We start from the raw sequence: 14,354 nt of genomic DNA on the forward strand, positions 1-14,354 counted from the left end.
TTTATCCTTTTTTTGTTAAGATAAAAGAAATTATATGAAAGGTATGAAATATATGAAAAAAACGCGAAATGTTATAATCAGCCTAATCGCCGCTCTTTTGATATTATTTGTTTATTATTATATCACACTGCCGGCTGTGAATGTACACTCCCACGGCTTCTGGTTCTTTATTATCATTGCCATGATTGTACTCACCCTTGTTATTGGTTTTGCCTTTAACAAGAAAGATAAGTTAATTACAAGTCCGGGAGACTTTCTGAAAGGTCCTTTTATAAAGGCTTCTTTGGCCCTGACCATTGCTGTTACCCTCTTTTATATCGGAGGCGCGCTTTTGTCCTCCCCTATTATTAATTCCTCAAAATACCAAAAGCTCCTTGCAGTAAAGGAAGGAGATTTTAAAAAAGACATTAAAGAAATCTCCTATTCCGAGATTCCTGTCCTGGATAAAACTTCTGCAACTCTTTTAGGTTCCAGGAAGATGGGTAGTATCACAGAATATGTATCACAGTTTGAAGTATCAGATGATTATACTCAGATTAATTATAAAGGAGTTCCTAACAGAGTCACTCCTTTAAAGTACGGCAACGCTATAAAATGGTTTACTAATCACAAAAACGGTATACCTGCCTATATGCGTATAGATATGACTACGGAAAACGTGTCTCTGGTGAAACTATCAAAAGGCATAAAATACTCCCAGTCAGACCATTTTGGCAGATATCTAAACCGTTATCTGCGTTTTCACTACCCGGCTTATGTCTTCGCTTCTTATAACTTCGAAATTGATGAATCCGGTGTGCCTTACTGGGTGTGCCCTGTCAAGAGCTACACTATCGGGCTGTTCGGTGGTGAAACTATTGGAAAAGTAGTACTTGTGAATGCCATTACCGGTGATTTAAAGACCTATAAAGTAGCTGATGTTCCCCAATGGGTAGACCGTGTTTACTCTGCCGATTTGCTGATACAGCAGTTTAATTACTATGGAACTTTAAAACATGGCTATCTGAATTCCGTCTTTAGTCAGAAGGATTCCCTGCAAACCACTCAGGGGTATAACTACATTGCCCTGGAAGATGACGTTTGGGTTTATACCGGTGTTACCTCTGTAGGTCAGGATGAATCCAATGTAGGTTTTGTTCTTATGAATCAGCGAACTGCAGAGACCAGATACTATCCAATCTCCGGTGCCGAGGAATATTCAGCTATGGCCTCTGCCGAAGGCCAGGTACAGCATCTGGGTTATACCGCAACCTTTCCATTGCTCCTTAACATCGGCGGAGAACCAACTTATTTTATTGCTCTAAAAGATGCTGCCGGCCTTGTGAAAAGCTATGCCATGGTAAACATCTCCAGGTATCAGATCGTAGCAACCGCTGAAACTATTAAGGAATGTGAACGTCAGTATCTGCAAAAGCTTCAGGATGACAATATCATTCAGGAAGACACCGATAGTCTTCAGTCCGCCTCCGGTATTATATCAAAGATTGCAGATGTAGTTATTGACGGTAACTCCCATTATTATATTATACTACAGGGAAATGACGGAATCTTTGATATCAATGTAGAAAAATTCCCGGAAATTATACGATACAACATAGGAGATTTCTTAAAGATAACTTTTTCACCAGGTGCCTCCTATAATACGGTAGAAGAACTTCAAGAGTAAAATAATAGCCAGGTCTGTGAGATGTAACTCATTTATTTATTGTTTACACTTACAGACTTGGCTATATTTAATTATTCATTATGGAATTCATGTAGAGATTATATTCTGAATCATCTTAAATTATAATAAGCGATAAGTTCCTACTTCAATTATCTAGACAAGCATCCAATTCTTTGCAGATTTTCACTTTATCCATGTTCTTTCCAATAAAAACAAGCTTAATCATTCGATCACCGTAAGTCTTATCCCAATTCTCTTTTATGGTCGGATATTTCTTCATTGCTGCTTCAAGCTCTTCTTTTGTAGCAGCTGCTGCCCATAGTCCAGCCGGTGTTAGATTCACCTGTTTTCCTGCCTGCTCAAAGATATGAGCATTGTCCCATTCGTCAGAGAACCACACCATCCCTTTACTTCTGATTATATTGGCAGGCCATTTACTATTTATCCACTCCTCGAATTTTTCGTAGATAAAAGGTCTTCTTGTATAGTAAAGGAAGGTACTTATTCCATATTCATCCGTTTCACCATTATGATGGTGATGATGGTGCCTGTGTTGATGGGTATGTTCTTCCTGCTGACTTTCATGTTCATGGGAGTGGTCTTTCTCTTCTAAAAAGGCTTTCTTCCAGCCAGAGGAGCTCTCTACTTTATCTAAAGAAAATTTTTCCGTATTCAATACCTTGGTTACTTCTACCCTCGCATAATCAGTTTCAATTATTTCTGCCTCCGGCTGAAGCTGCCTGATTATTGAAAGAATCTCTCTTTTTTCAGCTTCTGTAACATCAGATACTTTATTTAAAATAATCGTATTACAGAACTCTATCTGTTGTATGACAAGACTTTCGATATCATCTTCCTCAATATTCTCTTTTATAAGGCTTCTTCCGCCAAGAAATTCGTCCACCAAACGTCTGGCATCAACTACTGTAACCACATTATCCAGTCTGCATATATTAGGAAGGCGCTCATCTTCTACAGTTCCATCCAACATAGCAATGGTTTGGACAATGGATAAGGGCTCACAGATTCCGCTGGCTTCTATTACAATATAATCAAAACGCCTCTGCTTGACTAACTGCACAATCTGCTTCATTAAGTCCGTCTTTAAGCTGCAGCAGATACATCCATTAGATAAAGCTACAAGATTATCTTCGGCCAGAGTCACTTCTCCTCCCCGTTCGATCAGTTCCGCATCAATGTTAATTTCACCGATATCATTTACAATTACTGCAACCTTATAGCCTTTCTGATTTTTCAACACTTGATTTAGCAGGGTTGTTTTGCCGGACCCCAAATAACCTGTTATCAGTGTAATCGGTATTCTTTTGTTCATGTTTGCCTCTCTTTCCGCTGCAGCCGCAGACTTGTTTTTGTTTTAAATGAAGCCATAGAACGATTACTTATCCTGTCATTTATTTTACCGGGTGCCCTAAACGGGTAAGAATCTCTCCAGCTTCTTCATCTCCTGTTAGCTGGTATAAAAATAAGAAGAGAAACCTGGCATACTCCGTGTTATTTCTCCCAAGTTCCAGCTGCGCTGTTTTATACAACAAGCCCATAGTTTCCTGTCTTGGGATAACCGGTATACTCTTCTTCTTTAATATCTCTTGGAGTTCAGAGATTTCCCTTTCTTGATGTTTTCTTTTTAAAGCTTTTTCCAGAAATTCTATTTCCTTTGAGGCAACTTCATTGGGGTAATAATACTCACTGTACTCATAAAGTGCTTCTGCAAGTTCCGGCTGGTACGTCTCTAAGTAAAACATACCAAGGAGTCTGTAATATTTACTCATATCACTTCTGGTATAACAGAAGGGATACATTCTTACGGCAGTCTGATAAAGCATATCAAAATTTCCGCTATTCCGGTACAGATGTGCCAATCCATATATAACCTCCACATCCACCGGATTAAAATCAAGGGCTTTTTCATAATAGCTAAGAGCCATCGCCAGGTCATCCTTTTTCGTGTATCTTTCTGCCAATTCCCGGTATATCAGATGCAGCTTCCAGTCTAAGATTTCGAATTTTTCACCCTGGACTTTGTATTCGTATATATATAACTCCAAAAGATGATTTGGAGAAAAATAAGGAGTATCCTTCTTGTTCTCAGACACTTCCCACGCTTTTACAAATTCTTTTAATTCCTTTAGTGGCGCCTTCTGCAGGTTTTCATAAAGGTAATGGTACTTTTCCTCCAATTCAGACTTCATAACTGTCACCGCCTTTCCATAAACAATTAGATAATTTTTTGAATAAATTCTTCTTTATCATAACTTTTTCCAATAAACACTAGTTACCATATTCTGTAACAGTTCATTCAGCAGAGTTGTTTTGCCGAAACCTAAATAACCTGTAATCAATATAATATTTTTCTTAGAATAACTACTCATCGAATGTCCTTCCAAACGCAATTAATGGTTAACGCAAATCATTTGCATTAACCATTATAGTCCTTCCCTTTTTTCCTGTCAACCAAGAGCCTGATTGTTTTGGTCGGAAGCATCATTATTGGATTTTCTCAATTTCTTTATATAAACATTCATTCGGAATAGTTTCTTTTTTTTATTTTTACCGGGATGCTCATAATCTCCTACAAAAGAGGTATTAATAAAATGACGTATGCATTTTACATCTCGTTCTTTATCAAGGGAACGCAGTTCTAACTCCAGATTTTTTCTAATCCGTTTCATAGCTTTACTATGGTCGATTTCCGTAACAAGCCTGCCATCCTGAAAAATAAGTTCCAATAACGTCTCATAACAATATACAGGTTCATAATAGCGTCCGGAGCAAATCATACCTTTGTCATAGTCTTTAAGATACCCTATTCCGATAATCATGCCGCCGGTATAGATAAGCGGTACATGGATATCCTCATAGCAGGCATTCGTAATTCCGTAGCTGATTTCCGAAAGCTTTGGTGTTACATTTCCTATCTCCGGAAACCCTCGGTCACAAAAAACAGATAAATCTTTTAGATAAAGCTTATAATCTTCTACCTCCATATTACCGCTATATTGAAACTGCTTATCTTTCTCCCAGGTAGGAGAAATTTTTAAATCAGCAGGCAAATAAGGACTGTCTTCACATTTTAAAACCACATAGGTGTTCTCATCTTTTATAATATGGTTGCTGCCAGCCATTATCATTATTACCTTTCTCTATTTTCTTAAGTTTTGCATTTCTTTGGCACTTTCCACACAATTCTTCATAAGCATGGTAATGGTCATTGGTCCTACACCGCCCGGTACCGGAGTAATAGCACTTACCAGGTCATAAACGTCCTCAAAGTCAACATCTCCGCAGAGTTTCTTATTATCAAGCCGGTGTATGCCCACATCAATTACTACTGCACCTTCTTTGATGAAATCACGATTGATAAATTTAGGCTTTCCTAGTGCAGCTATCAGAATATCTGCTCTCTTTGCCACACTTTTTAGATCGACTGTTTTGGAATGGCAGACCGTCACGGTAGCATCTTCTTTTAAAAGCAGTGCTGCCATGGGTTTACCAACAATATTACTTCTACCGATTACTACACATTCTTTTCCGCTTATACGAATTCCGGAACGCTTTATCAACTCAATAATACCGGCAGGGGTACAGGATACAAAGCCTTTTTGCCCGGTGTTTAAAAGCCCGACATTCTCCGGATGGAAACCATCCACATCTTTTTGGGGAGATATGGCCTTTATAATAACATCTTCCTTTATATTCTTTGGCAGGGGAAGCTGTACTAAAATTCCATTAACTTCTACTTTTTGATTTAACTCTTCTATCAGGGCCAGAAGCTCCTCTTGTGTCGTTTCTTCTTTTAGTTCATAAGCTAAAGAACGAATACCGATATATTCGCAAGCCTTCTTTTTATTTCCCACATATACAGTGGAAGCAGGATCACTTCCCACCTGAATAACAGCTAAAGTAACTTCAATTCCCTGTTCCATTAACTGACTGACTTCTTTTTTTAATTCCTCCTTTAAAGCTGAGGATATTTGCTTTCCATCAATTATCTTATCCATAATAAAACCTTGCCCTTTCTAACTCTCCTCCTATTTGCGCCAAGGAGTATACAGGCGCTGGCATGCGAGAAAAAAATACGCATCATCCAGGTAATATTTTACCATAGCAGTCTTCCTTTTACAATCCAAAGCAGCCCTTGGATTAAAAATAGTCTTCCTTTTACAATCCAAGCAATCCCTGGTTTAAAAATAGTCTTCCTTTTACAATCCAAGCAATCCCACGTCTAAAAATAGTCTTCCTTATCAAGAAGGATACAACAAAATGATTACCCATTAAATACATTGGGTAATCATTTTCCTTTATTGTAAACAATATTTTTTTATTTATTTTTCATTGCGGTAATAATTAATTAAACAACCTTTATCTATAATTTCTCTTTCGTCATCCGTCAATTCACCTAACATAAGCGTAATCTCTTTCATGCCTTTTCCTACAATATAGGCTTTGATTTCACTATGTTTCTCTGAAATTGCTTTTTTAATATCTTTTATAAAGAGATAATCACCTTTTTCAAAAGGAACCTCCTCCTTTAACAGAAAGGGTAGCATTCCCCAATTAATCAGATTAGAGCGGTATCTCTTGGTAGCATATTCTTTTGCGATATTGGCAAGTCCGCCAAGTACCTTCTGGCAGCTGGCTGCCTGTTCTCTGGCAGAGCCGTCCCCGGGCTTAACCGCATAGATTACACTGCCAATCTCCGTCTCTGAGGGCTCAACCGGAAAGACCTTCTGAATAGTTTCATACACTTCTTTCAGCTCGCCCACTGCAGCAAAAATATCTTCTCCCTTGGTACGAGCCTTCTCACCAAGCTGTATTTCTTTGGCACTTCCTACATAAGCCGGATCCTTCCTGGAAAGAGTGAATTCTGCAAGACCTAAAGGATTCGAACGGTAAGAGGAGGTTTCGCCGGAGGGTATCAGTTCATCCGTAGTTGTTACCGGATCCATTATAACAGATACCACTTTTAACAGCATATTATCCGTTAGTCCTGACATTGCCGGCCAATCAACAATTCCCGGTCCAAACTTTATCTCTGTCTCAGGTATGGGCTTTCCTATACCATTATATACGCGGTTATCATAAATCTTACTGTCATAGAAATACTTCGGCTTTAAAAATTCAGTATCAATATTCTCCGATGAGGTCAAATATCCCTGGCTTGCTGCGGTGGCTGCAATGGATCTTGCATCCATAAGTGCCACGGATGCAATCTGTCCGCTTGTAATCTTGGATCCCTCTCTGTTAGGGAAATTTCTGGTAGTATGTCTGATGCTAAACCCGTTATTGGAAGGTACATCTCCCGCTCCAAAACAAGGACCGCAGAAAGCCGTTCTTATCGTTGCACCGGTTTCCATTAAATCTGCTACCAGACCATTCTTTACAAGTTCCATAAAGATAGGCTGACTGGCAGGATATACGCTTAAGGAGAAGTCATCAGCTCCGATATATTTTCCTTTTAGAATATCAGCTGCATCACAGATATTCTCAAATCCGCCTCCCGCACAGCCGGCGATTACTCCCTGATCAACATATAATCTGTTGTTGCGAACCTTATCCTGCAAACTATATTTAATCTTATTATCAAGGCTGACAGCCGCTTTCTTTTCTACTTCCGAAAGAACATCATAAAGATTTTCATTCAGCTCATCAATGGTATAAACATTGCTGGGATGAAAAGGCATCGCAATCATTGGTTTGATATCTCCCAAATCTACTTCTATCATTCCGTCATAGTAAACTGCTTCCTCTAAAGTGAGTTCTTTATAAGCTTCCGGTCTCTTATGTATCTCATAAAATTCTTTTACCTTATTGTCCGTAACCCAGATGGAAGAAAGGCAGGTAGTTTCTGTGGTCATAACATCGATTCCTATACGGTAATCAACGGATAATTTATACACACCTTCTCCGAAAAACTCCATTACTTTATTATTAACATAGCCCTTTTCAAAGACTGCTCCGATTATTGCAAGTGCTATATCCTGAGGACCGACACCTTTTCTTGGTTCTCCTGTTAAATGAACGCCAATTACTCCCGGCATATTGATATCATAGGTTTTATTTAAAAGCTGTTTTACAAGCTCCGGCCCGCCTTCTCCGATAGCCATGGTTCCCAAAGCACCGTAACGTGTATGACTGTCAGAACCCAGGATCATCTTACCACCTTCTGCCAACACCTCTCTTGCAAATTGATGTATAACTGCCTGATGTGGGGGAACATAAATTCCACCGTACTTTTTGGCACAGGATAATCCAAACATATGATCATCTTCATTTATGGTACCACCTACGGCACAAAGGCTGTTGTGGCAATTTGTCAGGACATAGGGAACAGGGAATTTCTCAAGACCGCTGGCTCTGGCTGTCTGAATAATTCCAACGAAAGTTATATCATGAGAAGTCAATTTATCAAATTTAACCTTTAACTTCTCCATATTTCCCGAGGTATTATGTGCCTTTAAAATACTGTAAGCCAGCGTATTTTCAGATAACTCTGACTTGGAACATTCCTTTCCTGTCTTAGCCTGAAGCATTTCCTTTGTTGCTTCTAATTCGTCTATAACCTCTGTGCCGTGTAAAACATAGGCACCTTTTTCATAAAGCTTAATCATCCTATCGTCTCCTTTATGCTGTTGTATTATTAATGTTGAATTTATACATTTTAATCTATAATAATGAATAACACAAAAAATGAGGCACGCTATTAGGTACCTCATTATCATAATAGTTATGGTGAGAATAATCAAGATTAATTTTAAATGTTTTATATCTTTCCTTTTATCGGTTTTTAAATACAGCAGCAAACTACATTAATCTGCCTTTTTTTAGAGTGCTTGGAGTATTAAGAAGTTTAAAATGAATATATATGCACTGAGTCAAAGCTCAAATTTTATTACCGCTGTACCTTTCCTGAGGCATCTCCATTCATTAAACGCTCTACTTCACTTCGGGTTACCAGGTTCACATCTCCTGGTATGGTATGCTTCAAGGCAGAAGCAGCCGTAGCAAAATCCAATGCCTCTTTTATCCCTTTGCCTTCCACCAGTCCGCATATCAGGCCTGCTGCAAAAGAATCTCCGCCGCCTACACGGTCAACAATCCTCATATCATACTTTCTGGTATGATAGAATTCCTTTCCATCATAAATACACGCAGACCAGCCGTTATCAGAAGCTGAATAGCTTTCTCTCATGGTGCCCGCCATACACTGAAAACCAAATCTTTCAATCATCTGCTGAAACATATCCTTAGTTACATCATCCGCTAAAGCTCCATCCGGCTTTTGACTAGGAGTCATTCCAAGTATGTATATGGCATCTTCCTTACTGCCGATACACACATCCACATAAGGCAGCAGCTCTGTCATAACCTTTCCGGCTTTTTCATAAGACCAAAGCTTCGCCCTGTAATTAAAGTCCATTGACACTTTGACCCCCAGTTCTCTGGCCTTTTGTAATGCTGCCAGAGCTAAGTCCGCAGCTTTATCGCTTATTGCAGGGGTAATGCCGCTAAGATGAAACCAGTCTGCTCCCTTAAAGATTGTATCAAAATCAAATTCCTCAATAGCAGCCTCCGACATAGAGGAATGTGCTCTGTCATATACCACATTTGAAGGACGCATGGAAGCTCCGGGTTCCAGATAATAAATACCCAGACGTTCTCCGCCCTTTATAATATATTCACAATTCACATCATGCTTTCTCAAAGCTGCTACCGCACATTCTCCGATGGGATTATCCGGGACTTTGGACACAAAATAAGTTTTATGTCCGAATCTTGCAAGAGACACACAGACATTTGCCTCTCCACCGCCATAATTCACCTCAAAATTATCTGCCTGAATAAATTTTTGATAACCCGGGGTGGATAAACGAAGCATGATTTCACCCATTGTAACAATCTTAGCCATGATAACCTCTTTCCTGAATTCAAAATTCCCTATTTTAATATAATAATTTGGATTTGTCATATTATTCTATTCTTAAACATTGATTCTAACGTTTTTTGTTAATCAAAGCAAGTTAAATACTGAAATTTTTATTGTATTTTTTATCCTTATGGTTGGATAAGTTCATACGAGCTTTATATATGTGTATTTTAAATGTGTATATTAAAGCGTATTAATGTAAGCAGTTACATTGATTTCTTATATATCTTACCATATTACTCTTCTGAATTCTATAACGAACTAAAATATAAATATTGATATTTCTTATACTTGATATAAAAATCCAATGGAAGTATAATAAATATAAATAAATACTAAAATGTAAGTACTTACATGTGGAGGTCTATGAATATTTATGACATCTCAAAAAAAGCGGGAGTATCAACGGCTACCATCTCAAGAGTTCTAAACGGCAGCCCTTCCGTCAGTGAAGCAACAAGAAACAAAGTCCTAAAGGTAATAGAAGACTCAGATTATACTCCAAATGCCTTTGCCAGAAGTCTGGGCCTTGATACTATGAAAACCATTGGTATTATGTGTACCGATTCCGCCGACCTGTTTCATGCCAATGCAATCAACTATCTGGAAAGAGAACTTAGAAAGTGCGGCTATGATTCCCTGCTCTGCTGCACCGGATATGAGTTAAGAGATAAAAAGAATTATATGAAGCTGCTGTTATCGAAACGGGTCGATGCTGTTATTGTAATAGGCTCTAACTTTCTGGAAGCTGTGGATAAGAATAATGACTATATAAAATCCGCTGCCAGACAGATACCTCTTATCATAATAAACGGTTATATTAACACACCTGATATTTACGGAATATTATGCGATGAAATGCAGGCAGTTCGGCAAGCCACAGCCCTTTTGCTACAGCAGGAAAAGAGGAATATATTATTTCTTCATGCTAATAAATCCTTAAGCAGTATGAATAAATTAAAAGGATTTCAAAAAGCTTATGAAGATTGTGGACTAACACTGCAAGGCGATTTAATACAACAGTGCCCTCTTGATATTACAGCAGCAAAAAATCACCTGCATTCCTTAAAAATCAAGGGAATAACTTTTCAGGCTGTCATATCTGCTGAAGATATTCTGGCAATAGGCGCGCTAAAATACGCCAGAGATGAGGGCATTTTGGTACCGGAGGAATTATCTGTAATTGGCTATAATAATTCTCTTCTGGCAGAAAGTTGTGAGCCAGAGTTAACTTCTATTGATAATCATGTGGAATCCTTATGTATTACTGCGGTATCCAGCCTGATGAGAGTATTAAACAAAGAGAATGTACCCGCTGTAATTACCCTCTCTAGTGAGCTGATTATTAGAAAAACCACAATAGAATAGACAAATATATTGAGTATATTTAGAAAAGGAGCAAAAAATGAAGAAATTTATGGATCAGGATTTTCTATTAACCACCGAGACTGCAAAAGCTCTTTATCACAACTATGCGGCCGACCTTCCGATTATTGATTATCACTGCCACATCAATCCCAGAGAAATTGCTGAGGACCGGCTGTTTGGCAATATCACACAGGTATGGCTGGGCGGAGACCACTACAAATGGCGGTTGATGCGCGCTAATGGAGTAGATGAAAAATACATAACCGGTGATGCCTCAGATTATGACAAATTCAGAAAATGGGTGGACACCCTGCAAAAAGCCATTGGTAATCCAGTGTACCATTTCAGTCACTTGGAACTTCAAAGGTACTTTGGCTATTACGGAGCCTTAACAGAAACTACAGCTGACGAAGTATGGGAATTATGTAACGAAAAGCTGTCTCAGAAAGAGTTCAGTGCCAGAAATATTATGCACTCTTCAAAAGTTGAGGCCATCTGCACAACTGATGATCCAATTGATTCCTTATGCTGGCATAAACAGCTTCAGGAAGACTCAACCTTCCCGGTGAAGGTCTATCCTACTTTTCGCCCTGATAAAGCACTTCATTTTGAAAAGCCTGACTTTTTAGAGTACCTGTCCGCTTTGTCTGAGGTTAGTGACGTCAAAATTACAGACTTTGAATCTCTTTGCAGAGCATTAAAGAAGCGGATTGAATATTTTGCCGCTCTGGGATGCCGGCTAAGCGACCACTCCCTCCCATATGTAATGTATCTTCCCGCCGATAAAAATGAAATTGAAACTATATTTAAGAAAAGATTAAGTAAGGATTTATTAACAGAAGAAGAAATCTTAAAATATAAGACAGCATTTTTATTATTTGCAGGTAAAAGCTATGAGGAAGCCGGTTGGGTAATGCAGCTTCACTACGGGCCAAAACGGGACAATAATCAAAAAAGCTTCCGGCTCCTCGGTCCTGATACCGGCTTTGACTGCATCAGTAATGTAAGCTTCTCTTCCCAACTAGCAGATTATCTTAATGCTTTAAACGATATGGATGGTCTGCCAAAGACTATTATATATTCTTTAAACCCAGTGGATAATGCAGCTATCGATTCCGTCATTGGCTGCTTTCAGGAGAGCGGAGTTAAGAGTAAGCTTCAGCATGGCAGCGCATGGTGGTTTAACGATAATAAGTATGGTATCACTGAACAAATGACCTCTCTTGCAACTTCCGGTCTGCTGGCTAACTTTATCGGGATGCTGACGGATTCCAGAAGTTTTCTCTCTTATCCAAGGCATGAATATTTTAGGCGAATCCTCTGTGATTTAATCGGACAATGGGTTGAAAAAGGTGAATACCCTATGGATTTCCACCTCCTTGGTAAGATAGTTCAAGATATATCATATTACAATACAAAGGATTATTTTCATTTCTAATTGTTGTCATTTCATCTCAATCAACCATAAATCCTTATGAGGCCCTGCGGAACAAATCAGCCTTAAAACAGCAGGTCCTCATAAGGATCAATCAATCTTTCATCCATCTAAAAGCTTATATGTAAATTTCTAAATATTGGGTAAATCTTATGTTAATTCTTTCCATATCCTATTGTCTTACTCTCTTCCTTATGTTATTTATGAAATATAGATTCTGCCGATACCGGCTACCGGGCGTGCATGCAGGCTGTTATTCGGTCAGGATTTGATTCGCAGCTTAAAACTATAAGCAATAATAGAAGGAGTATGAAAGTAATGATGAAAAAAACTATTAAGAAAGCTATCGCCTGTACAATAGCAGGTATCTTCCTCTTGTCCTTTGCCTTCACCAATGACTTTAACAGTATAAAAAGTACGGCTGCCGGTAGTAAAAAAGAAACGCAGGCAGTCACTTTAAAGGCTCCTAAATATGTTTTTATGTTTATCGGCGACGGCATGAGTTTTCCTCAGATTCAAGCTGCCAGCGATTATCTTGGCGCTACCTCACAAAACAAATCCTCGAAGATATTAACCGGAAACAAATATCTCAATTTTACAAAGTTCCCGGTGGCAGGTTCTGCCGTTACTTATGATTCCACATCTTTCTGCCCGGATTCTGCTTCAACAGCAACCTCGTTATCTACAGGGCATAAAACATACAGCGGAACCATCAATATGGATGAGACGAAAACAATCACTTATGAGACTATTTCTGAAAAGTTAAAGAATCAGCTTGGGTACAAGATTGGTATAATCTCAACCGTAAATTTAAATCATGCTACTCCTGCTGCTTATTATGCCCACCAATCTTCCAGAAGCAATTACTATGCTATCGGTTTGGAAATGATTCGCAGCGGATTTGACTATTTTGCCGGCGGAGCTCTCTTAAATCCTAACGGAGATAAGAAAGATTCCCCCCAAAGCAATCTGTATGACCTTGCAAAGGATAATGGCTATAAAGTAATCAAAACCCAGGAGGAAGCTGCTAAGTTAACAGCTGCTGACGGTAAAGCAATTATAATCGGTGAAACGCTGGCTGACAGTGATTCCCTCTCCTATTCCAACGATACCACGAGCGGAGAATGGGCATTGAAAGATTATGTAAGAAAAGGTATCGATGTTCTTTATAACAAAAAAGGGTTCTTTATGATGGTAGAAGGCGGAAAGATTGACTGGGCATGTCATGCTAACGATGCCGGTTCAACCATTTCAGATACGATTGCATTGGATTATGCCGTATCAGAGGCTATCGCTTTTTATAATGAACATCCTAGTGAGACGCTTATTATTGTAACAGGAGATCATGAAACCGGTGGTCTTACCATCGGCTACGCCGGCACTGAATACAATACTTTCCTGGATAACCTTTCCAATCAAAAGCTTTCTTATGCCAAATTCGATTCTGCTTATGTCAAGAAATATAAGGAAAGCAAAACCTCTTTTGCTGATGTACTAACTGATATCAAGAACAATTTTGGACTGATAACCGATTCAGATCCCAGTGCAAAGGATTATCCCAACCTGGTACTGACTTCTTACGAATACAATAAATTGAAGGCGGCCTATGATATGACTATCAACGGAAAGACCGCTAAAAGCCAGGAAGAATATATCCTGTACGGAAATTATGAACCATTGACTGTTACAATAACACATATTCTGAATAATAAATCCGGTATCAGTTTTACCAGCTATGCCCATACAGGTCTTCCAGTTGGTGTATTTGCACAGGGGCAAGGCGCGGACCTTTTTAACGGTTATTACGACAATACCCAGATATATTATAATCTTGCAAGTCTCTTAAAAGTAAAGTAATATCCGTCCATTAACTTTTATGAAGGATTGCTGAGTGACTAATTCTATTTACGATATCTCTGCAATCCTTTACTCTTTAGTAA

The 14,354-nt window shown here is 38.7% G+C and carries 11 protein-coding genes; 4 read left to right on the forward strand and 7 right to left on the reverse strand.

What is annotated here, in order from left to right:
• Window positions 1-52: 52 nt before the first annotated feature.
• Window positions 53-1,666 carry a CvpA family protein gene (locus bsdcttw_RS14440; RefSeq protein ID WP_185255553.1) on the forward strand — a complete coding sequence of 538 codons (1,614 nt, stop codon included), beginning with the start codon at window positions 53-55 and terminating at the stop codon, window positions 1,664-1,666.
• Between the two features lie 145 nt (window positions 1,667-1,811).
• Here the strand turns inward: bsdcttw_RS14440 and bsdcttw_RS14445 are convergent, their stop codons facing one another.
• From bsdcttw_RS14445 to bsdcttw_RS14475, 7 genes are all read right to left on the reverse strand, one after another.
• Window positions 1,812-2,999 carry a GTP-binding protein gene (locus bsdcttw_RS14445; protein WP_185255554.1) on the reverse strand — a complete coding sequence of 396 codons (1,188 nt, stop codon included), beginning with the start codon at window positions 2,997-2,999 and terminating at the stop codon, window positions 1,812-1,814.
• 79 nt (window positions 3,000-3,078) lie between these two features.
• A complete protein-coding gene (locus bsdcttw_RS14450; RefSeq protein WP_185255555.1) occupies window positions 3,079-3,876 on the reverse strand; it encodes a tetratricopeptide repeat protein in 798 nt (265 codons plus the stop codon).
• A gap of 57 nt (window positions 3,877-3,933) precedes the next feature.
• A complete protein-coding gene (locus bsdcttw_RS25535) occupies window positions 3,934-4,056 on the reverse strand; it encodes a GTP-binding protein (RefSeq protein WP_185255556.1) in 123 nt (40 codons plus the stop codon).
• A 78-nt stretch (window positions 4,057-4,134) separates the two neighbouring features.
• On the reverse strand, window positions 4,135-4,815 hold the full coding sequence (locus tag bsdcttw_RS14460) for a hypothetical protein (RefSeq protein WP_207726413.1): 681 nt from the start codon (window positions 4,813-4,815) through the stop codon (window positions 4,135-4,137).
• A gap of 12 nt (window positions 4,816-4,827) precedes the next feature.
• A complete protein-coding gene (gene folD, locus bsdcttw_RS14465; RefSeq protein WP_185255558.1) occupies window positions 4,828-5,685 on the reverse strand; it encodes a bifunctional methylenetetrahydrofolate dehydrogenase/methenyltetrahydrofolate cyclohydrolase FolD in 858 nt (285 codons plus the stop codon).
• 324 nt (window positions 5,686-6,009) lie between these two features.
• On the reverse strand, window positions 6,010-8,295 hold the full coding sequence (locus tag bsdcttw_RS14470; RefSeq protein ID WP_185255559.1) for a hydratase: 2,286 nt from the start codon (window positions 8,293-8,295) through the stop codon (window positions 6,010-6,012).
• A 281-nt stretch (window positions 8,296-8,576) separates the two neighbouring features.
• A complete protein-coding gene (locus bsdcttw_RS14475; RefSeq protein ID WP_185255560.1) occupies window positions 8,577-9,593 on the reverse strand; it encodes a sugar kinase in 1,017 nt (338 codons plus the stop codon).
• 384 nt (window positions 9,594-9,977) lie between these two features.
• On the opposite strand from bsdcttw_RS14475, the gene bsdcttw_RS14480 reads away from it, so the two are divergent.
• From bsdcttw_RS14480 to bsdcttw_RS14490, 3 genes are all read left to right on the forward strand, one after another.
• On the forward strand, window positions 9,978-10,979 hold the full coding sequence (locus tag bsdcttw_RS14480; RefSeq protein WP_185255561.1) for a LacI family DNA-binding transcriptional regulator: 1,002 nt from the start codon (window positions 9,978-9,980) through the stop codon (window positions 10,977-10,979).
• 37 nt (window positions 10,980-11,016) lie between these two features.
• Window positions 11,017-12,417 (forward strand): glucuronate isomerase, encoded by a 1,401-nt coding sequence (uxaC, locus tag bsdcttw_RS14485; RefSeq protein WP_185255562.1) that lies wholly within the window; start codon window positions 11,017-11,019, stop codon window positions 12,415-12,417.
• Window positions 12,418-12,732: 315 nt separating this feature from the next.
• Complete coding sequence (locus bsdcttw_RS14490; protein WP_225903668.1) at window positions 12,733-14,271, forward strand: alkaline phosphatase; 1,539 nt, start codon at window positions 12,733-12,735, stop codon at window positions 14,269-14,271.
• Window positions 14,272-14,354 lie beyond the last annotated feature (83 nt).

The sequence above is a fragment of the Anaerocolumna chitinilytica genome, from assembly GCF_014218355.1.
Lineage (GTDB): Bacteria > Bacillota > Clostridia > Lachnospirales > Lachnospiraceae > Anaerocolumna > Anaerocolumna chitinilytica.